This is a genomic window from Arthrobacter sp. OAP107 (assembly GCF_040546765.1).
Taxonomy (GTDB): domain Bacteria; phylum Actinomycetota; class Actinomycetes; order Actinomycetales; family Micrococcaceae; genus Arthrobacter.
In genome coordinates, this window is the sequence record NZ_JBEPOK010000001.1 from 4,069,505 (window position 1) to 4,088,533 (window position 19,029).

Below are 19,029 nucleotides of genomic sequence, written 5' to 3' on the forward strand. Positions count from 1 at the left end.
TTCATCCCTGCATGATGATGCGCCGCGCGTCTCCGCAGCGGCGCAATTGGTTCCTTCCCAGCGTAGGTGCCTGTCACGCTTAAAACAAGAATAATTTCTCATTTGAGCTGAAATTCTTATCGACTGGAGACACACGTGGTTTGCGGAAGAGCAGTGGGCGGGGTCCCCCAACTGACTCGCAGTTGTTGTCGTTTTGAGGGCCCATAACGACAACAACTGCGAGTCAGTTGGGTGTGGGCGAGATGCAAAAAGCCCCGCGGACCGGACGTTGTGCCGGTCCCGCGGGGCCTTCACTTCGTAGGAGAACGCTACTTCGGCGCGATGGTCCAGTCGCCGTCGGAGTTCACCTGGACGAAGCCGGGGTTGAGCGCCACGGTGCCGCTGTAGTCGCCGATCTTGTTGACGGCGAGCTGGGGAACCTCGCTGGCGAAGCCCTGCACCACGAAGTTGCTCTCGCCCTTGTTGGTGATGGCTGCCTTGTTGCTGGCCACGTCCCAGTACAGGACCTTGTCGCCGTGGCCGCTGACCTTGTCCGTGGACGAGGGCACGCTGTCGATGTCCTCGATCTTGAGCGTCCAGGCGGAGTCGGCGCTGATGTTGAATTCGGTGGTGGGGGTGCCGGCGCTGGTGTCGACCAGGTGCGAACCGGCGTAGGCGCCGGTGGTGTTGACCAGCAGGATCTCGGCGCCGTTGGTTTCCAGGGCGGTATTGCCCGTGCAGGCCTTGCACGTGAACGTGACCACGGCCGGAAGACCCTTGAGGTCAACCGTCTTGACGGCGTCGCCCGTGCCCGTGAGCGTCTTGGCCTCGAGGTGCGGCCGGTCCTCCCCGGCGGCTGCTTCCTCGGTGCTTTCCGGCGCCGAGGAACCAGCGGCGCCCTCCTGCGTGACGGGCGCCGCGGAGATGATCGGCGGGGTGGCGGCCTGCCGGACAAGAGCGGCAGTGGCAATTCCAACGAAGACGCCGATCACTAGGCTGACCACCAAATAAGCCACCGTGACCACAACGGCCACCTTCCTGTGCTGCGCATACCCTGCCAGCGGCCGGCGGTTCTTGTCCGTCTGTTTCCCTGCCAGCGTGATGATCAGGTCCACGAGCGACCACCAGCCCAGGCCACCCAGCGTCAGCAGCTTGGCGATGCCCGTGCCGACTTTGCCGAGGTAGAAGCGGTCCACGCCCAAGGTGCCCAGGAGCAGCGAGAACAGCCAGGTGGCCACGAAGGATTTCTGCGGTTCCGCCCCATACTGCCCCGGGAAGGCCCCGTACTGCCCCGGATACGCCTGCCCAGCGTTCTGCCCGTCCAACAACTGCCCGTTTGCATACTGCGGCGCGCCGTAGGTGGTGTAGTCGGAGGGCGGCGGCGGGGTTGGGCCGGGGTGGCTCATTGCAGTCCTTTCAGGGCAGGCGACGGCAGGGGTCGCCGAGGTGGCGGAGGAAGAAAGAGGTGGGCAGTGCGGAAAGGGGGTGGTGCGGAAAGGGGGTGGTGCGGAAAGGGGGTGGCACATGGCTTCAGAAAGCCCGTTTGCTTAAGGCTTTATGGCTTGCACATATGCTGCTGTCCCCCAGTTTGACGCTTTGGCGTCACCGCCCCCTGAAGGGATGATACAGGGCTTCCGGATGGCATCCGGGGACGCCACGGCGCGTCCCGGACGACGCGCCGCAAAGACGTACGACGACGGCGGCCGCCGCCCGCCGTCGTCGTCCTTTTGTTTCGTGTGCAGTCAGCTAAGCCGGCCTATTTTGGCACCGCCCCGATCTGCTGCATGAGGCTCAGTGTGTCCGTCGATCCCCAGTGCTCGGCCACCTTCCCGTCCTGCACACGGATGATGTCGATACCCGAAAATTCCACCGACTTGCCGGTGGCCGGGACTCCCGCAAAGTCGCCCTGGTGTGTTCCGGTCAGAATCACGTGCACTGCCTCGAGGTCCCCGTCGGCAAGCGCCGGCTCGCTGGTCTTCACCGCGAGGTCCGGAAAAGCGGTCCGGACCGCATTGACGTAGAACTTTACTCCCTCCTTGCCCGGGGGCTGGCCGGGGAATCCCTCCTCATGGTCGACGACGTCGTCCGCCACCATCTCGTCGATGATCGCCAGGTTTCCGCCCGTCAGCACCTCGTCGTAAAAACGCTTGATCAGTCCGTTTCCGCCAGCCATCTCCGTCTCCTTTGAGATTGGGCTGTATATGGCAGTTGCATTGTCCTCCTGCCGATTTGCGCCTTCAATGGTCAGTTGCTTCCCGAATTCGGCAGCCACCCGGACGGTCCTTCCGGGCCGGGAAGGTCCAAAATAGGCTTAGGGGACACGCCAAGGAAGAACCAGCAACAAAGAGGTTTGTCATGGCCGGATACTTTGAAATTACCGATGCCCCGGATGGCGGATTCCGCGTCAGGCTCCTGGACGGGACGGGAAGCCTGGTGGCAGTCTCGGTGAAATACCCCACCAAGGAAGCCGCCGTCGCCGGAATTTCCTGGACCAGGGAGGTGGCCGGGACCGGCCTCATCCGCGACATGAGCCGGGGCGGCCACGGGGAGATCATCATCCCCAAGTCCAGGGTCGCCCACGCGACCACGCGGATCCACTCCCACACCCGGTTCCAGACCAATACGGCCAGAGGGGTCCACTCCCGCTGACAGTCCGACCTGCCGGCTGACTGGCGGGACATGGGACATGACGGCGGGCGGGCCTCGCACTAGGGCCCGGGCTCGCCCTGGGGCCGGGCCTCGCACTAGGGCCCGGGCTCGCCCTGGGGCCGGGCCTCGCACTAGGGTGGGTTCCACGGCTGAAGACACCCGGCCTTGGAACGCCCCTAGGGAGCCGCCACCATGACCGAAGCCATCGCCCCCAGTGCCGAAAGCCGCAACGCCGAAAGTACTGCAACCGGAAGTAGTGCAACCGGAAGCACCGGTACAGCCGAAGCCGCCCTCCGCCGCATCGCCGCCGACAGACTCGGCCTGCCCCATCTCCGCGACGGCCAGCTCGCCGGGATGGACGCCCTCGCGTCCGGCCGGGATGTGCTCGCGGTGATGCCCACCGGCTACGGCAAGTCGGCCATCTACCAGGTGGCTGCCCTGTTCATCCACGGCGGCCTCATCAATGGCGGCCACGAAGGCGCGGGGCACCCCGGTGCAGCTGGGGCCGACAGCGCAAGGCGCGGTCCCGCCGTCGTCGTTTCCCCGTTGATTGCGCTGCAGGAGGACCAGCTGGACGGCCTGCTGGAGGACCTGGGCGGGGAATCCGCCGTCGCCATCAACTCCGGCCGGAAGGATTCCGAGGTGGAGGACGCGTGGGAGGCGGCCGAGCGTGGCGACGCAGCGTTCCTCTTCCTCGCGCCCGAGCAGCTGGCCAAGACTGAGACGGTGGAACGGCTCGCGGCCATGGACGTGGCGCTGTTCGTGGTGGACGAGGCCCACTGCGTCTCATCCTGGGGACACGACTTCCGCCCCGACTACCTGCGGCTGGGCGAGGTGCGCGGGCAACTGGGCAACCCGCCGGTCGCCGCCCTGACTGCCACCGCCTCTCCCCCGGTGCGCGATGAGATCCAGCAGCGCCTGCGCATGAAGGATCCGCTGGTGCTGGTCCACGGCTTCGACCGCCCCAACATCCGGCTCGACGTCGTCCGCCACCTCGGCGACCGGGACAAGGAGCGCGCCGTCGTGCAGCAGGTGGCCGAGCTCAAGGGACCCGGCCTGCTCTACGCCGCCACCCGCAAGGACACCGAAACGTACGCCGCCGAACTCGCTGAACACGGGCTGCGCGCCGCGGCGTACCACGCCGGCCGGAAGCAGAGCGAGCGGGACCAGGTCCACGAGCAGTTCCTCGACGACGGGCTGGACGTCGTGGTGGCGACCACTGCCTTCGGGATGGGGATCGACAAACCCAACGTCCGCTTCGTGATCCACGCCGACATCCCCGAGTCCCTCGACGCCTACTACCAGGAGATCGGGCGCTCCGGCCGTGACGGCCAGCCCGCCTCCGCCGTCCTGCACTACCGCCCCGAGGACCTCGGACTCCGCAAGTTCTTCGGCACCCACAAGCCGGACGAGGACGCCCTGCTCGCCGTCCTCACCGCCCTCCGCGCGGCCGACGGCCCGGTTACCCAGAAGGCGCTGGCCGAGCAGACCGGCATCCCCGGCCGCCGGCTCACCGGGCTGCTGAACGAACTGCTCGAAACCCGTTCCGTGAAGGCCCTCAAGCGCGGCGTCCTGCTGGAACCCGGCGCCAAACTGCCCAAGGTGGTGGAACTCGCCGTCGAACTCGCCGAAGCACGCCAGCGCGTCGACCGCTCCCGGATCGAGATGGCGCGCGGCTACGCGGAGACGGACGCCTGCCGGCGCCAGTTCCTGCTGGGCTACTTCGGCGAAGACCTGCCCGAGCCGTGCGGCAACTGCGACAACTGCGCCGACGGTTCCGCGTACGAAGAGGATTACGACGACGGCGCCGCGGCCGCCGCGGGCGGGGAACCTTTCCCGCTCCAGGCCGCCGTGGTGCACAAGGAATGGGGCGCGGGCATCGTCATGCGGCACGAGGAGGACGTGATCACCGTGCTCTTCGAGCAGGAAGGCTACAAGACCCTCTCCCGCCAGGCCGTGACCGACGGAAAGCTGCTGACGCTGGCAAACTGACGCCGTCGTGCCCAACTGACTCGCAGTTGTTGTCGTTTTGGTGGCTCAAAACGACAACAACTGCGAGTTACCGGGGAAAGCTTCCGCCAAGGTGCGTCCGGTGCCAGAGTCGGAACATGACTGAACAGCCAGGCGGACTGGTTCTGAATCTGGAATGCACTATCGAAGCGCCGCCCGAGCGCGTCTTCAGACTGCTCACCGACCCGGCGGAACTCGTCACATGGTGGGGCCCTCGGGGTTTCACCACCCCCGAAGCCGAACTCAATCTCAGCGAGGGCGGCGCCTACCGCCTGTCGATGCAGCCGCCCGACGGCGACCTGTTCCACCTCGCCGGGGAGTTCTTCGAGATCGATCCGCCGCACCGGCTCGTTTACACCTTCCGCTGGGAAGAACCCACTCCGGACGACCGCGAAACCGTTGTCACGCTGACTCTTAAGACCGTGGGCGACGCAACGCAGCTCACGCTCTCGCAGGGCGAGTTTGCGACGGAGGAACGCCTTGCCCTGCACCGGGACGGCTGGACAGAGAGTTTCGAGAAACTCGCCTACGCAGCGCAGTCAGGCATGTAGCACCGCGGCCGGTCCGGGACCGGCCCCGCAGACCCTTGACATGTGACCAAATGGTCACCTATCCTGACGGTGTGGACGCCGTATTCAAGGCCCTCGCCGACCCCATCCGCAGGGACCTGCTGGACGCACTCTTCCTCGAGGACGGCCAGACCCTGAGCGCCTTGGAGGCGCGGTTCGAGATCACCCGTTTCGGCGTCATGAAGCACCTGAAGATTCTGGAAGAGGCGGGCCTCGTGGTGACCCGGCGCCGCGGCCGCGAGAAACTGCACTTCCTCAATCCGGTGCCCATCAGGCTCGTCCACGACCGGTGGGTGAGCAAATATGCAGAACCATGGGCCGCTGCCCTTAGCGACCTCAAGACCCGATTGGAAAGTCCCATGGAAAAGATCTTCGAAATCTACATCAAGACCACACCGGAGCGGCTCTGGGAAGCCATCACGGACAGCGACATCCGCAGCAAGTACCAGTTCGGGAACACGCTGAAGTCGGACTGGACGCCGGGTTCGCGCTTCGAGATGGGCAACCCGAAGGCCGGGGCGCTGCTGGGCGAGGGCGAGAACCTGGAGGTCGATCCCCCGCGCCGGCTGGTGCAGACCATGCGCGCGCTGTGGGGCGAGGACGTCAAAGCCGAGGGAACGTCCCGCGTCACCTGGGAAATCGAGCCGGTCGGCGACGACTCCTGCCACCTCACCGTCACCCACGACCAGCTCCGCGAAGGCGCCAACGAACAGCTTTACGGCGGCTGGCCCATGATCCTCTCCGGCCTGAAGACGTGGCTCGAGACCGGGGAAAAGCTCACCACGCCGGGCTCCCTGATGTACGGCTGAGCGCAGGTTCGCGGGACCAAAGTGACTCGCAGTAGTTGTCGTTTTGAGGGCTGAAAACGACAACTACTGCGAGTCACTTGGGTATAGGGGAAGGAGCGCAGTGGGTAGGGTTGATTCCAAGCCCCGCCCCGCACCGCCCGCACGCAGCGCTCAGGAAAGAGGCAGCATGGAAGTTCCCCCTATCGTCTGGATCCTCACGATCGCCGGAATCGTCGCGCTCCTGGCCTTCGACTTCTTCTTCCACGTCCGCAAGGCCCACACCCCGTCCCTGAAGGAATCCGCCACGTGGTCCGCCATCTACGTGGGCATGGCACTGGTGTTCGGCCTCGGCGTCTGGGGGTTCGGCGGCTCCAAGATGGGCACCGAGTACTTCGCCGGCTACGTGACCGAGAAGGCACTGTCCGTGGACAACCTCTTCGTCTTCCTCATCATCATGTCCAGCTTCAAGGTGCCCCGCGCCGACCAGCAGAAGGTGCTCCTGTTCGGCATCGTCTTCTCGCTCATCGCCCGGACAGGTTTCATTTTCCTCGGCGCGGCCCTGATCAACAGCTTCGCCTGGGTGTTCTACATCTTCGGGCTGATCCTGCTCATCACCGCCGGCAACCTGCTCAAGCCGGACAGCCACGACGACGACAGCGAAACACTCGTGGTCCGGCTCGCCAAGAAGTTCCTGCCCGCCTCCGAGCATTTCGACGGCGACAGGCTCTTCACCGAGGTGGACGGCAAGAGGGTCCTCACCCCGATGCTCCTGGTGATGGTGGCCATCGGCGCCACGGACATCCTCTTTGCGCTGGACTCCATCCCGGCCATCTTCGGACTCACGCAGAACGTGTTCATCGTCTTCACGGCCACCGCGTTCTCGCTCATGGGCCTGCGGCAGCTGTTTTTCCTGATCGATGAGCTCCTCGACCGGCTCATTTACCTCTCCTACGGCCTCGCCGCCATCCTCGGCTTCATCGGCGTGAAGCTGATCCTGCACGCCCTGCACGAGAACAACCTGCCGATCATCAACGACGGCGAACATGTCAACGTCCTCGAAATCAGCACCGGCCAGTCGCTCAGCGTGATCCTCGGCGTCCTCGCCGTCACCATTGTCGGCTCCCTCCTCAGCCCCAAGGGGAAGGCCAAGGCCATGGTCTCAGGTGCAAGGCGGCACGCCACCACGTATGTGGACCTGAACTACGAGACGGACATTGCCGAGCGCGAGCGGATCTTCGACAAGCTGGTCCACGAGGAGCAGGAACTGAAGAAGCTGCCGGAGAAGTACAAGCGGCTCATCCGGAACGAGACCGAGTTCATGAACCTCATCCGCCAGGCCCACGCCGAGCACGACCAGGCACTGGAGCGTGCCGGCGGCAAGTAGTCAGCGAAACAGCAACGCGGGGTCACTTGGCGCCCAATAAACCCTCCGGATTGGGCGCCAAGTGACCCCGCGTTGCTGTGGGTGCCTAATGGATTAGTGCCTGTGAAGCATGTGGCGGATCTTGTCGCCGAGTCCGCCGGCGGTGCGGCCGCGACCCATGGAAGAGGTCCGTCCCGCGGTGTAGGGCCTGGTGCCCCGCGTGTATCCCCTCGTGTATCCACCGGTTGTCCCGTGCGTGGTCCGTCCGGAGATACGTCCTGCGGCATTCCTGATCATGTTGCCCAAGTTCATGATGAACTCCTTAGGTTGTGCGTCTGTTCAGGCTGCGACCGGGTTTAGGACCGGTCTTTCCCGACTCTACGCGCGTCCCGAAGACAGATCTACGGTCAAGTAGATCCGGGCACCTTTTCATCAGCCCAGGGCTGCTACCTCCCGCGCCAGTTCGGTGATCTGCTGCCAGTCCCCGCTTTCGACGGCGGCGCGTGGCGTCAGCCAGCTTCCCCCGACGCAGCTGACGTTGGGCAGCTTGAGGTAGTCGGGTGCCGTGGCCAGGCTGATGCCGCCGGTGGGGCAGAACGTCACCTGCGGGATTGGTGCCCCGATGGCCGCCAGGTAGGACGGGCCACCGGCAGGACCGGCCGGGAAGAACTTCATGGTGTCCAGCCCGCGCTCCAGCACGGCCATCACCTCGCCCACCGTGGCCACGCCCGGAAGGACCGGCACCTCCAGGGAGAGCATGTGGTCCAGCAGTGACGGGGTCACTCCGGGGCTGACCAGGAACTGTGCACCCGCAGCCACGGCGGCGTCAGCCTGGCCAGGAGTGAGGATGGTCCCGGCGCCCACCAGGATGTCAGGCACCTCGTTGGCGATAGCCTTCAGCGATGTGAGCGCCGTGTCGGTCCGCAGGGTGAGCTCGATGACCCGGACGCCGCCGTCGGCCAGGGCCCGGGCAACGGGAACCGCGTGCTGCGGGTCCTCGATGGTCACCACGGGGATGACCGGGGATACGTTCAGAACGCTGGTGGCGTCAGCCATGGTTGATCTCTTTTCTCAGGCCGTCGAGCCCGTGGGTGTCGATGATGCTGTACCAGTGGATGAGGAGCCCGGCGAACCCGGCATGCTCCGCGAGTCCGGAATCGAAAACGCTGCGGCAGCCAAGCAGTGCTGGGACGACCTCTCCGGCGGACCGCGATGCAGGCAGCGCCGCGTGCAGTTCGGCGGCCAGCGGATCGTTCAGCTGGTCCACAGGAGTGGTGGCCACGTGCCGCATCCAGGCAGCGACGGCGAGCGCCGCCCACCGGGGTTCGCGGCCGGCGTCGAGATTTCCGCGCACGGTGCTGAGCAGGCGCAGTCCGATCTTCTGTGACCCGTCGCTGCCGACCTTGGCCGTGGTGTGGCCGAGGGCGGGGTTGGCGAAGCGCGTCAGTACCTGGGCGCAGTACTCGTCCGCGTCCAGTCCCTCCGGAAGCGTGATGGTGGGCAGGACGTCCTCGGCCATCATGCGGCGGGCGGCGCTAAAGAACGCGTCCTCGGCCACGGCGTCGCTGATGGTCTCCTTGCCGGCGGCGAGGCCGAGGTACGCCAGCAGCGAGTGGCTCGCATTCAGGAGCCGCAGCTTCGCCGCCTCCCAGGCCGCGACGTCGCGGCTGAACAGCGCGCCCGCGGCCTCCCACCGCGGCCGGCCCGCGGCGAAGTTGTCCTCAATGACCCACTGCATGAACGGCTCGGCCACCACGGCGGCCTCGTCCCGCAGTCCAAGTTCACGTTCGACGGCGTCCAGGTCACCCGCCGTCGTGGCCGGCACCATCCGGTCCACCATGGTGCTGGGGAACGTGACGTTCGCGTCCAGCCAGGCCGTGAGCGGTCCGGCTTCGGCGGCCGGCAGTGCTGCCGCGAAGGCACGGACCAGCGTGCCGGTGAGTTCGCCGTTGCCGGGAAGGTTGTCGCACGAGACCACGGTGAGCGGGCCTGCGCCGGTCTGCGAACGCTGCTGCAGCCCGCGGGCGATCTGGCCGATGGCCGTGAGCGGCGCACGCCCCTCGAGGTCCGCCTGAACATCCGCGTCCGCGAGGTTGAGCGATCCGGTGTGCGGATCGATCCGGTAGCCCTTCTCGGTGATGGTCAGCGTGACCACCAGGGTCTCCGGCGCTGCTATCAGGTCCACCACTGTGGCCGGGTTGTCCCGCCCGGAGATGGCGTCGACGATGCTGGAGACCACGCGGAGCGGCGCCGCGCCATCACCCCTTTCGGCCACGGTGAACAGCCCGTCCTGCGGCGCGAGCTGCCGTGCCACTGTGTCTGAGCGCTGCGTGACACCCGTGATCCCCCAGCCGGTTTCTCCGCTGGCCAGCATGGCGTTCTCCGTGAAGACGGCGGTGTGGGCGCGGGCGAACGCACCCAGGCCCAGGTGCACGATGCCGGGCTTCAGGCCGTTGGCGCGGAGCGCTGCGCCCGGGAACGCGGCTGCGTCGCTCAAGTTGCCGCTCAAGGTGGCACTGCTCAGGCGTGCGATGACAGCTCTCCTTCGGGTGTCTCCAGGCCCCGCGTCCCCAGCGGCTGCAGACCCAGCGAGTGGGCGCGGGTCTGCTCAAAGCCCGGAATGAAGCCGGTGCCGCCCTTGCCGCCCACCACGAGCGATGCTGCGGCCGCGCCATACCGGGCAGCCTCGGGAAAGCTGTCCCCGAGGACCAGCCGTGCGGTCAGCGTGCCCACGAAGGCGTCGCCTGCCCCGGTCTGGTCCACCACGGCAGGTGCAGGAATGGCTTCGATCCACGCGGATTCGGTGTCGCTTTCCAGCTGGATTCCCTCTGCCCCGCAGGTCACCGCGACATTGGCCGTGCCCAGCGAGCGCAGCTTCCCGGCCGCCTCGGCAGGTGAGGAAGCGCCCAGCAGGGCGGAGGTCTCCCCCGGGAAAGACGGCGTGACCAGGAATGCCCTAGGCGCCAGCTCAATCACGGCGGCCGTCGCATTCTCCACGGAGGTGAGCCGCGGCCGGTAGTTGGGATCGAAGACGAAACGGCTGGCAACCTCGGCTGCCCGGTATACGGCGGCACGCGAGCTGGCCGAGATGGCGCAGGCGATGCCGCCCGCGATCACGGCGCCGGCTGCGGCAAACACGTCCGGGTCGACGTCGTCGGGCCCCAGCGTGGAGCCGACGCTGCCGCTGCGGGCGTACGAGAACTCGCGCTGCCCGTCGGGGTCGCAATGCACCAGGTACACGCCCTGCTGGCCGGGCCGGAACTTGAGGAGTTCGGTGGAAATGCCGAGTTCGGCGATACGGGCGGCGACCGCCCGGCCGAGGTCGTCGTCGGGCAGTACTGCCAGCAGGGCGGTACGGGCGCCGGCCGCAGCGGCAGCCGCCGCGACGTTCAGCGCGTCGCCGGAGATGCCGAGCTGCGCCGGCACACCGTGCCCGAACGGAACGTCGGTGGCCACCTCGAGGAGGATCTCCCCCATGGCGACGACGTCGAACGGCTGTGCTTCAGTCGAATTGCTCACCAGTCATGCACCGACCCGTCGAGGCGGCGGTTGATGGGCAGGTACTTGGGGTCGAACGTGAACCTGGCGGCAGCCTCCTCGTCGAACTCGACGCCGATGCCCGGGGCGTCGCCGGGGTGCATGTAGCCGTCCGTGAAGGTGTAGGAGGTCTTGAACACCTCGTTGGCGGGGTCCCGGTGGCCCATGTACTCCTGGACGCCGAAGTTGGGGATGCTCATGTCCACGTGCAGCGCCGCGGCGAAGGACACCGGCGAGAGGTCGCCCGCGCCGTGCGAGCCGGAGCGGACGCCGTACAGGTCCGCCAGCGAGAAAATGCGGCGCAGGTGCGTGATGCCGCCGGCATGCGAAACCGAGGTGCGGATGTAGTCAATGAGCCGTTCGGTGATCAGCTGCTGGCAGTCCCAGATCGAGTTGAAGACCTCGCCGACGGCGATCGGCGTGGTGGTGTGCTGGCGGATCAGGCGGAACGCGGACTGGTCCTCGGCCGGCGTCGGGTCCTCGATCCAGAACGGCCGGAACGGCTCCAGCGAGGCGCCCAGCCGGCCGGCCTCGATCGGGGTCAGCCGGTGGTGCACGTCGTGCAGGACGTGCACGCCGTAGCCGAACTGTTCCCGCACATGGGCCATCATCTTCGGCGCGAAGTCCAGGTACGCCGTCGTCTCCCACAGATCCTCCTGCGGGATGTTGCCGCTGGCGGGCTCGTAGGTCTTGCCGTCCACCGGCCCGATCCCGTAGGTCTTCTCCAGCCCCGGCACGGCAGCCTGCGCGCGGATGGCCTTGTAGCCGAGGTCCAGGTGGTGTTGGAAGTCCGCGCTGAGGTCATCCAGCGAGGAGCCGCTGGCGTGGCCGTAGACCATGACGCCCTCACGGGCGGCGCCGCCCAGCAGCTCATACACCGGCATGCCGGCGGCCTTACCCTTGATGTCCCAAAGTGCGACGTCGATCGCGGCGATCGCGGTCATGGTCACCGGCCCGCGGCGCCAGTAGGCACCCTTGTAGAAGTACTGCCACGCGTCCTCGATGCGGCGCGCATCGCGGCCGATCAGCAGCGGGCAGAGGTGCTCGGAGAGGTAGGACGCCACGGCAAGCTCACGTCCGTTGAGGGTGGCGTCGCCGATGCCGGTAATCCCGTCCTCGGTTTCGATAACGAGCGTGACGTAATTCCGTCCTGGCGACGAAACCACTACTCGTGCGTCGGTGATCTTCACTGGGGGGTCCTTTTGGGTGTCGAGTTTTGCAAGTAGATCGCAGTAGTTGTCGTTTTGAGCCGTCAAAACGACAACTACTGCAGGTCAGTTGGGTCAGGAGAGGCGGAGCATGACCTTGCTGCTGCCGGCGGCCGGGTCCGCGGACACCCGCATGGCGTCCGCTGCCTGGTCGATGCCGAACTTGTGGGTGATGACGGGTGAGACGTCCAGTCCTTCGGACATCGCCTTGAGGGCGTCGGTGATCTCGTCCGCGAACCGGTAGGAGCCGATCCACGAGATTTCCCGGGTCACGAGGTCCCCGAGGGCGGCCGGGGCGGGGGCGCCGGGCAGGTTGCCCACCTGGACGATGGTGCCGCCGCGGGCCGTGGCCCGGAGGACGCCGGCCAGCACGGCGGGGATGCCGGTCGCCTCGAACACGAGCTCCACGTCCTCCGGCAGCGTTGCCGCGCCGGAGAGGTTGCGGACCTCGTCCGCGCCCATGGCCTCCGCGATCCGGAGCGAGGCGTCATTGATGTCCGCAGCGATGACGGTCCGTGCTCCGGCGTACTTGGCGGCCGCGATCACCAGGGATCCGATCGGCCCGGCACCATTTACCAGCACGTCCCGGCCGGCAAGCGAACCCGCCCGCCCCACCGAGTGAAGGGCGACGGCGAGCGGTTCAGCAAGTGCCCCGCGGAGGGTGTCCACGCCGTCGGGAAGCGGACGGATCTGCGACGCGCGGACCAGCTTCCGTTCGCTGAAGCCGCCGTCGGTGTGGGGATCGAAGGCCGCGGATCCGAAGTAGCGGATCTGCGGGTACAGGTTGGTCCGGCCGCTGAGCCGCTCCGGCATGATCCCGTCCCCCACGAGTTCCGCCGGGTGCACCGTGACCGGCTGGCCGACGTCGAGGTTTTCGACGCCGTCGCCCAGCTGGGCGATCCGGCCGGCCACCTCGTGGCCGAGGACGAGCGGGGACTTCAGCTGCGCGGTTCCGGAGGCCCCGTGGCGCCAGTAGGAAAGGTCGGAGCCGCAGATTCCGCCCCATTCGACGTCGAGGACAACCTCCCCCGGCCCGGCAACGGGCTCGGGGCGTTCGTCGATGCGGAGGTCATTGGCGCCGTGGACGACGACGGCTTTCATGCGGCGTCTTCCAGACGGACCAGGTCGCGGCCGCGGACCTCGGGGCCGACAGCTGCGGAGATCAGCGTGATCAGTGAGTAGCCGATGAGCATGGCGGCCAGCGGCCACCAGTGCCCGGTGACGGCGGTCAGCGTGGCGGCGAGGATCGGGCCGATGGCGGTGGCGAGGATGCCGCCTATTTCCTTGGCCAGGGCGAGCTGGGTGAAGCGGGTGCGGGCTCCGAAGAACTCGGCCATGGTGACGCTCTCCATCGAGAAGAGGCTCAGCACGCCCAGGTTCAGGCCGGCGACGACGGCGATGGTGACGAGGGTCGGGTTGCCGCTGGTGACCATCAGCATCATGGGAATCGCGAAGACTGCGGTGGCGGAGCTCAGGATGATGTACAGGGGCCGGCGGCCGAAGCGGTCGCCCAGGACGCCGATCAGCGGGATGGTGGCGAAGCCGATGATCGAGCCGATCATGATCGCCGTGGTGCCGACGGACTTATCCATGAGCAGGACCGTGGCCAGGTAGCCGATGAGGAACGTCTGGATGAGGCCCGAGTTGCCGGCCTGTCCGAAGCGGAGGCCGAGGGCAATCAGGAAGGACTTTCCCTTGCGCTGGTGCAGCGCGGCTTCGATCGTGCTGGTGGACTGGGGCTTGTGCTTGGGCTGGTCTGCTTCGTTTGCAGAGTTTGCCTCGGCGGCGAGGTCGCTCTTCGCGAGTGCGACGCCGTCTACGACGTCCTCACGCTGTTCGAAGACCGGGCTTTCCTTGAGGGAGCGGCGGACCCAGACGGCGAAGATCATCAGCAGGAAGCTTGCCAGGAACGGCAGGCGCCAGCCCCAGGTCAGCAGCTGGTCCTCGGAGAGTACCGCCACCAGGATGGCCCAGAGCGCGGAGGCTGCGAGGGTGCCGGAGTTGGTGCCGAGGCAGACGAGCGAGGAGATCAGGCCGCGGCGGCGGGCCGGGGCGTACTCCGCCAGCATCACGGTGGCGCCGGCGATTTCAGCACCAGCACCGAAGCCCTGGATCAGGCGCAGCGCCACGAGCAGGATGGGCGCCCAGATGCCGACCATGGCGTAGGTGGGCAGGACACCGATGAGCGTGGTGGAGGCACCCATCAGCGCGATGGTGATGAAGAGGACCTTCTTGCGGCCGATCCTGTCGCCCATGCGGCCGAAGTACACCGCGCCGACCAGACGGGCCACGTAGCCGACGCCGTAGGTTGCCATTGCTGCGATGAGGCCGATCACCGGGCTGACGTCGGGGAAGAAGATCTTGTTGAAGACGATGGCCGCGGCCAGCGAATAGAGCTGGAAATCCATGAATTCCATGGCCGTACCCAGCCAGCCGGAGACTGCGACCTTCGCGAGGTCCCTGGTAGTCCTCGTTTCGGTCGTGGCGGTGGGCGGTGCGATGCTCTCGGTCATCAGTTGCTCCTTTGCAGGCGATGAAGAAGGGGGAGTTGGAGAGATTCTGCCTGGATTAGCGGCCGGTTGGGGGACAGGAAAGCCATCCTGCGGCCGTTTGCTGACTACCATACAAGCACTACCATTCTAGTTTGTCAACGATGGCTACACTGGATGCATGGCAACCGGCAAACCCGAAAAAGGGCAGTCTCCGCGGCTCTCCGTGCGGGACCAGACACTGGATACGCTCCGGCGTCGCATCATCTCCCTGCAGCTCCCTCCCGGCGAGCCCTTGTCCGAGAACGAACTCGCCCAGGAACTCGGTGTCAGCCGGACGCCCGTGCGGGAGAGCCTCATCCTGCTCCGCGAGGAAGGCCTGGTGCAGGTCTTCCCGCAGATCGGCTCGTTCGTCTCGCTCGTGGATCTGGGCCGTGTGGCCGAGGCCCAGTTCGTCCGGGAGGCCATCGAGTGCGCTTCCCTGAAGGATGCCGTGGTTGACGCCTCGGGACTGGCCGGGCTGCGCGAGATCCTGGCTGCGCAGCGGGACGCGGAATCCGCCGGCGATGTCGAGGAGTTCTTCCGGCTCGACGAGGACTTCCACCGCGAGCTCCTCCGCCTGGCTGGGCACGAGTCCGCCTGGACCGCGGTCAACTCGGCCAAGGCCCACCTCGACCGCGCCCGCCGGCTCAGCCTCATCGACACCCGGCCTGTGTCCACGCTGATCGAACAGCACACCGCCGTGGTGGACGCGCTCGAAGCCAACAACCGCTCCGAAGCCGACAGCTCCCTGCGGGTCCACCTGCGCGGCGTCTTCGAGGACGTCAAGCGCATTCAGGCGTCCTCACCCGAACTCTTCTCGGACGGGACGGCATCACGCCCGGTCCGCCGCAGCATCGCCCGGCTCTCTTAATCCCCCCGTCTCCCTAACCGCGCAAGCTCGGCCAGGGAACCCTGACGGCGTGGGCCGATCCGGGAGCGTCATGTCCGCTCAGCTGGCGTCCACGCGACCGAGCACGCGGAGGATATCAGCGCCGACGGATCGAAGATCTACTGCTGCTTGACCAGCGCAGCCTCAAGGTTGATCTTTACCTTGTCGCTGACCAGGAGGCCGCCGGCTTCGAGTGCGGCGTTCCAGGTCAGGCCGAACTCCTTCCGGCTGATCTCGGCTTCCGCCGAGAACCCCGCGCGGGTGGCGCCGAAGGGGTCGACGGCCACGCCGGTGAACTCGACCTCCAGTTCGACGGGTTTGGTGATGCCCTTGATGGTGAGGTCGCCGGTGAGTGTGTAGTCCTCGCCGTCACCGTCGATGTGCGTGCCCTTGAAGGTCATCTCCGGGAACTGCGCGACGTCGAAGAAGTCCTCCCCTTTCACGTGCGCGTCGCGGTTGGCGTCACCGGAATCGAAGCTGGCCGTGCTCACCGTGGCATGCAGCGACGAGTCGGCCAGGGAGTCGCGCACATGGGCCTCGCCGGTTGCTTCCCGGAACCGCCCGCGGACCTTGCTGATCCCGGCGTGGCGTACGCTGAAGCCGATCTCACTGTGGGACATGTCGAGTGTCCAAATACCGGGGGTCAGGCCTGCGGGAAGAGTCATGACGCATCTCCTTTGAAGGAAAAACCTGCTGGTCAGTGCGATTTCAACACTGGTTTAGCCGGCCTGTGAAGTCAAGGACGAGAAGCTTCTCCGGCTGCCGCGCAGACGCTCAAAGGTGCCCCAGGGCGTCCATCGGAAAACCCGCACATTCCTAGCCAATTTTCAGGAAACTTCTCTAGCCTTGAAACAGGCCCACCGCGTATCCCCCATCCGGGGTGGTCCTGCCGCTAGGAGAAGCCCCGCTAAGCCGTCAGGCAGTGCGGGGCTCTCTGCGTTTCAGGACGTCATCCGCGTGGCACCGCCAGTTCCGTCCCGCCGGCCAGTACGATCGATCGTTGAATCGACAGCCAGCGCCACGGGAGTACACCGCCTTGCACCAAGCACCACCCCGCAAAAGGAACTGGTTTGCAGCCGGCGCCCTTGCCGCCGTTATCCTGGCCACCACCGCCTGCGGCGGGGTCATCAGCGCAACCCGGCAGCCGTCGTCGGACGCCGTCCCCGGCGGATCAGCCGGCACCGCGCCCGGCTACGCGGTCAAGGCAGCCGACCTACTCGCCACCCTGCCCGTCAAGGGCCGCGCACCGAAAACCGGCTACGACCGGGAAGAATTCGGCCCGGCCTGGTCCGACACCGACCACAACGGCTGCGACACCCGCAACGACATCCTCGCCCGGGACCTCAAATCCGCAACGTTCAAGCCCGGAACAAAGGACTGCATCGTCCTGACCGGCACCCTCGCCGATCCGTACACGGCCACCACCATCGCCTTCACCCGGGGCAGCAAAACCAGCAGCGCAGTCCAGATCGACCACGTCGTAGCACTCAGCGACGCATGGCAGAAGGGCGCCCAGCGCCTCAGCAAGGCTCAGCGGACCGCCCTCGCCAACGATCCCCTCAACCTGCTCGCCGCTTCCGGCCCGGCCAACCAGCAGAAGTCCGACGGCGACGCCGCCACCTGGCTGCCTGCCAGCCGCGCCTACCGCTGCCCGTACGTCGCGCGGCAGATTTCGGTCAAGGCGAAGTACAAGCTGTGGGTGACCCAGGCCGAACGCACCGCGATGGCCTCTGTCCTGGCCCAGTGCGGCGGCACGGTGGCCGGAGGTAAGTAGCCGTCAGACGGGACGCTCAGCCCTCCTCCGGCAGCTCACCTGCGAACGGGTAGTCGTCATCATCGTTGCCGGGCGTTCCGGCCGCCTGCTCGATGGCATCGGCCTCGGCCGCTTCCTCGGCGGAAAGGTCCGGCGCGGCGGCTGGGCCGCTGGAGCGCAGCGGGGTCCGCTGCTCCAAGGCATCCGCCTCGGGAACGTCCTCAGGCAACGGCTGCTGTTCCTCGTCCCCGGGCTCCCCGCCCGCAGGCTGGCGCTGTTCGAACGCGTCGACCTCCGGGACCTCGAGCGGTGTTTCGTCAGGCTGGCTGTTCATGGATCTCCTCCTGCGGCTGGGTCCGTCCTTCCATGAGTCTGGCCCTACTCCACGACAACGGCAATGGGGCCGCACGCTGCCCAGCCCGTGGGCCGGAACAGCATGCGGCCCCGCACCGCTGCCCTGTGTCCACCAATTCCCTGCGTCAGCTCCGTCTCTGCGTCAGCTGAGGTATCCGTTCGGGTTCAGCACGTACTTCGTGGCGGCGCCGGCGTCGAACTCGGCGTAACCCTTCGGTGCTTCATCCAGCGGAATCGGCTTCGCGTTGACGTTCTTGGCGATGTGCACGCGGTCGCTGAGGATGGCCATCATCAGCTGCCGGTTGTACTTCATCACCGGACACTGGCCCGTGGTGAAGCTCAGCGACTTCGCCCAGCCCGTGCCCAGGCTCAGGCTCAGCGCCCCCTTCTTGGCGGCCTCGTCGATGCCGCCCGGATCACCCGTCACGTACAGCCCAGGAATGCCCAGCGCGCCACCGGCTGCGGTGATGTCCATCAGCGAATTCAGCACCGTCGCCGGCGCCTCCTTCGCATCGTGGCCATGGCCCTTCGCCTCAAAGCCCACGGCATCCACGGCGCAATCCACCTCAGGCACACCCAGGATCTGTTCGATCTGCTCCGCCGGCCCGCCCTTGGTGAGGTCCACCGTCTCGCAGCCGAAGCTGCGGGCCTGCGCCAGCCGGTCACTGTTCATGTCGCCAACAATTACGACGGCGGCACCCAGCAGATGCGCGCTGGTCGCCGCTGCCAGTCCAACAGGACCGGCACCCGCGACGTATACGGTGGAGCCGACCCCAACCCCCGCCGTCACGGCGCCGTGAAAGCCCGTGGGGAAGATGTCCGAGAGCATGGCGAGGTCCAGGATCTTCTCCATGGCCTTGTCCTTGTCCGGGAACTTGAGCAGGTTCCAGTCCGCGTACGGCACCAGGACATAATTCGCCTGGCCGCCCACCCAGCCGCCCATGTCCACGTAGCCGTACGCGCTGCCCGGCCGGTCCGGGTTCACGTTGAGGCAAATCCCGGTCTTGCGCTCCTTGCAGTTCCGGCACCGGCCGCACGAAATATTGAACGGCACCGAGCAGATGTCCCCGACCTTGATGAATTCGACGCCCGGCCCCACCTCCACCACTTCACCGGTGATTTCGTGGCCCAGTACCAGGTCCGGCGGCGCCGTGGTCCGGCCGCGGACCATGTGCTGGTCAGAGCCGCAGATGTTGGTGGCCACCGTCTTGAGAATCGCACCGTGGGGAACCTGGCGCCCCACGTTGGCCGGGTTTACGCCCGGCCCGTCCTTAAGTTCAAAAGTGGGGTAGTCGATATCAATGACTTCCACCTTGCCGGGTCCCTTGTAGGCAACGGCTTTGTTCCCTTCCATCTCTTTCCTCCTGGCGTCACGGACCCTTCCCCGGGAAGGGTCGGC

19 protein-coding genes are annotated in these 19,029 nt (G+C 66.7%); 7 read left to right on the top strand and 12 right to left on the bottom strand.

Going from position 1 to position 19,029, the window contains the following annotated elements:
• Positions 1-308: 308 nt before the first annotated feature.
• Positions 309-1,385, bottom strand: a complete 1,077-nt coding sequence (locus ABIE00_RS18645) for a TM2 domain-containing protein (RefSeq protein ID WP_354262198.1) — start codon at positions 1,383-1,385, stop codon at positions 309-311.
• Positions 1,386-1,735: 350 nt separating this feature from the next.
• Positions 1,736-2,152, bottom strand: coding sequence for an ester cyclase (locus ABIE00_RS18650; RefSeq protein ID WP_354262199.1), 417 nt, complete (start codon positions 2,150-2,152; stop codon positions 1,736-1,738).
• 182 nt (positions 2,153-2,334) lie between these two features.
• Here ABIE00_RS18650 and ABIE00_RS18655 point away from each other — a divergent pair, with 182 nt between their 5' ends.
• The 5 genes from ABIE00_RS18655 (at position 2,335) to ABIE00_RS18675 (ending at position 7,379) form a co-directional block, all read left to right on the top strand.
• Positions 2,335-2,628, top strand: coding sequence for a YegP family protein (locus ABIE00_RS18655; protein ID WP_354262200.1), 294 nt, complete (start codon positions 2,335-2,337; stop codon positions 2,626-2,628).
• A 192-nt stretch (positions 2,629-2,820) separates the two neighbouring features.
• Positions 2,821-4,620 (top strand): RecQ family ATP-dependent DNA helicase, encoded by a 1,800-nt coding sequence (locus ABIE00_RS18660; RefSeq protein ID WP_354262201.1) that lies wholly within the window; start codon positions 2,821-2,823, stop codon positions 4,618-4,620.
• Between the two features lie 116 nt (positions 4,621-4,736).
• A complete protein-coding gene (locus ABIE00_RS18665) occupies positions 4,737-5,189 on the top strand; it encodes an SRPBCC family protein (protein WP_354262202.1) in 453 nt (150 codons plus the stop codon).
• 71 nt (positions 5,190-5,260) lie between these two features.
• Positions 5,261-6,016, top strand: a complete 756-nt coding sequence (locus ABIE00_RS18670; protein ID WP_331572459.1) for an ArsR/SmtB family transcription factor — start codon at positions 5,261-5,263, stop codon at positions 6,014-6,016.
• Positions 6,017-6,182: 166 nt separating this feature from the next.
• Positions 6,183-7,379 carry a TerC family protein gene (locus ABIE00_RS18675; protein ID WP_354262203.1) on the top strand — a complete coding sequence of 399 codons (1,197 nt, stop codon included), beginning with the start codon at positions 6,183-6,185 and terminating at the stop codon, positions 7,377-7,379.
• A gap of 93 nt (positions 7,380-7,472) precedes the next feature.
• Here the strand turns inward: ABIE00_RS18675 and ABIE00_RS18680 are convergent, their stop codons facing one another.
• The 7 genes from ABIE00_RS18680 to ABIE00_RS18710 all read right to left on the bottom strand — a co-directional run bounded on the left by ABIE00_RS18680 (position 7,473) and on the right by ABIE00_RS18710 (position 14,616).
• Positions 7,473-7,670, bottom strand: a complete 198-nt coding sequence (locus ABIE00_RS18680) for a hypothetical protein (protein ID WP_354262204.1) — start codon at positions 7,668-7,670, stop codon at positions 7,473-7,475.
• 120 nt (positions 7,671-7,790) lie between these two features.
• Complete coding sequence (eda, locus tag ABIE00_RS18685) at positions 7,791-8,414, bottom strand: bifunctional 4-hydroxy-2-oxoglutarate aldolase/2-dehydro-3-deoxy-phosphogluconate aldolase (RefSeq protein ID WP_354262205.1); 624 nt, start codon at positions 8,412-8,414, stop codon at positions 7,791-7,793.
• Positions 8,407-9,867, bottom strand: coding sequence for a mannitol dehydrogenase family protein (locus ABIE00_RS18690; protein WP_354262206.1), 1,461 nt, complete (start codon positions 9,865-9,867; stop codon positions 8,407-8,409). The genes eda and ABIE00_RS18690 overlap by 8 nt, the downstream gene beginning before the upstream one ends.
• An 11-nt stretch (positions 9,868-9,878) precedes the next feature.
• Positions 9,879-10,835 carry a PfkB family carbohydrate kinase gene (locus ABIE00_RS18695; protein WP_354263424.1) on the bottom strand — a complete coding sequence of 319 codons (957 nt, stop codon included), beginning with the start codon at positions 10,833-10,835 and terminating at the stop codon, positions 9,879-9,881.
• Between the two features lie 38 nt (positions 10,836-10,873).
• The gene (manD, locus tag ABIE00_RS18700) at positions 10,874-12,085 is read right to left on the bottom strand and encodes a D-mannonate dehydratase ManD (protein WP_354262207.1); all 1,212 of its coding nucleotides are present in this window, start codon (positions 12,083-12,085) and stop codon (positions 10,874-10,876) included.
• A 93-nt stretch (positions 12,086-12,178) separates the two neighbouring features.
• Positions 12,179-13,204, bottom strand: coding sequence for an L-idonate 5-dehydrogenase (locus ABIE00_RS18705; RefSeq protein WP_354262208.1), 1,026 nt, complete (start codon positions 13,202-13,204; stop codon positions 12,179-12,181).
• Positions 13,201-14,616 (bottom strand): MFS transporter, encoded by a 1,416-nt coding sequence (locus ABIE00_RS18710; protein ID WP_354262209.1) that lies wholly within the window; start codon positions 14,614-14,616, stop codon positions 13,201-13,203. Before ABIE00_RS18710 ends, ABIE00_RS18705 begins: the two co-directional genes overlap by 4 nt.
• A 157-nt stretch (positions 14,617-14,773) precedes the next feature.
• On the opposite strand from ABIE00_RS18710, the gene ABIE00_RS18715 reads away from it, so the two are divergent.
• Complete coding sequence (locus ABIE00_RS18715) at positions 14,774-15,505, top strand: GntR family transcriptional regulator (RefSeq protein ID WP_354262210.1); 732 nt, start codon at positions 14,774-14,776, stop codon at positions 15,503-15,505.
• Between the two features lie 137 nt (positions 15,506-15,642).
• On the opposite strand, the gene ABIE00_RS18720 is transcribed toward ABIE00_RS18715, so the two are convergent.
• The gene (locus ABIE00_RS18720) at positions 15,643-16,188 is read right to left on the bottom strand and encodes a YceI family protein (RefSeq protein WP_354262211.1); all 546 of its coding nucleotides are present in this window, start codon (positions 16,186-16,188) and stop codon (positions 15,643-15,645) included.
• Between the two features lie 371 nt (positions 16,189-16,559).
• Here ABIE00_RS18720 and ABIE00_RS18725 point away from each other — a divergent pair, with 371 nt between their 5' ends.
• Positions 16,560-17,297, top strand: a complete 738-nt coding sequence (locus ABIE00_RS18725; protein ID WP_354262213.1) for an HNH endonuclease family protein — start codon at positions 16,560-16,562, stop codon at positions 17,295-17,297.
• 16 nt (positions 17,298-17,313) lie between these two features.
• On the opposite strand, the gene ABIE00_RS18730 is transcribed toward ABIE00_RS18725, so the two are convergent.
• Complete coding sequence (locus ABIE00_RS18730; protein ID WP_354262214.1) at positions 17,314-17,610, bottom strand: Rv3202a family protein; 297 nt, start codon at positions 17,608-17,610, stop codon at positions 17,314-17,316.
• Positions 17,611-17,772: 162 nt separating this feature from the next.
• Positions 17,773-18,984: a formaldehyde dehydrogenase, glutathione-independent gene (gene fdhA / locus ABIE00_RS18735; RefSeq protein ID WP_354262215.1), complete on the bottom strand. Its 1,212-nt coding sequence runs from the start codon at positions 18,982-18,984 to the stop codon at positions 17,773-17,775.
• Between the last annotated feature and the right edge of the window lie 45 nt (positions 18,985-19,029).

Excerpts from the sequence above, each read along its gene's own strand:
- ABIE00_RS18650 (WP_354262199.1), bottom strand. The coding sequence starts at position 2,152 with ATGGCTGGCGGAAACGGACTGATCAAGCGTTTTTACGACGAGGTGCTG.
- ABIE00_RS18680 (WP_354262204.1), bottom strand. The coding sequence starts at position 7,670 with ATGAACTTGGGCAACATGATCAGGAATGCCGCAGGACGTATCTCCGGA.
- ABIE00_RS18645 (WP_354262198.1), bottom strand. The coding sequence starts at position 1,385 with ATGAGCCACCCCGGCCCAACCCCGCCGCCGCCCTCCGACTACACCACC.
- eda (WP_354262205.1), bottom strand. The coding sequence starts at position 8,414 with ATGGCTGACGCCACCAGCGTTCTGAACGTATCCCCGGTCATCCCCGTG.
- ABIE00_RS18705 (WP_354262208.1), bottom strand. The coding sequence starts at position 13,204 with ATGAAAGCCGTCGTCGTCCACGGCGCCAATGACCTCCGCATCGACGAA.
- ABIE00_RS18675 (WP_354262203.1), top strand. The coding sequence starts at position 6,183 with ATGGAAGTTCCCCCTATCGTCTGGATCCTCACGATCGCCGGAATCGTC.
- ABIE00_RS18695 (WP_354263424.1), bottom strand. The coding sequence starts at position 10,835 with ATGGGGGAGATCCTCCTCGAGGTGGCCACCGACGTTCCGTTCGGGCAC.
- ABIE00_RS18660 (WP_354262201.1), top strand. The coding sequence starts at position 2,821 with ATGACCGAAGCCATCGCCCCCAGTGCCGAAAGCCGCAACGCCGAAAGT.
- ABIE00_RS18720 (WP_354262211.1), bottom strand. The coding sequence starts at position 16,188 with ATGACTCTTCCCGCAGGCCTGACCCCCGGTATTTGGACACTCGACATG.
- fdhA (WP_354262215.1), bottom strand. The coding sequence starts at position 18,984 with ATGGAAGGGAACAAAGCCGTTGCCTACAAGGGACCCGGCAAGGTGGAA.
- ABIE00_RS18730 (WP_354262214.1), bottom strand. The coding sequence starts at position 17,610 with ATGAACAGCCAGCCTGACGAAACACCGCTCGAGGTCCCGGAGGTCGAC.
- ABIE00_RS18665 (WP_354262202.1), top strand. The coding sequence starts at position 4,737 with ATGACTGAACAGCCAGGCGGACTGGTTCTGAATCTGGAATGCACTATC.
- ABIE00_RS18710 (WP_354262209.1), bottom strand. The coding sequence starts at position 14,616 with ATGACCGAGAGCATCGCACCGCCCACCGCCACGACCGAAACGAGGACT.
- ABIE00_RS18715 (WP_354262210.1), top strand. The coding sequence starts at position 14,774 with ATGGCAACCGGCAAACCCGAAAAAGGGCAGTCTCCGCGGCTCTCCGTG.
- ABIE00_RS18655 (WP_354262200.1), top strand. The coding sequence starts at position 2,335 with ATGGCCGGATACTTTGAAATTACCGATGCCCCGGATGGCGGATTCCGC.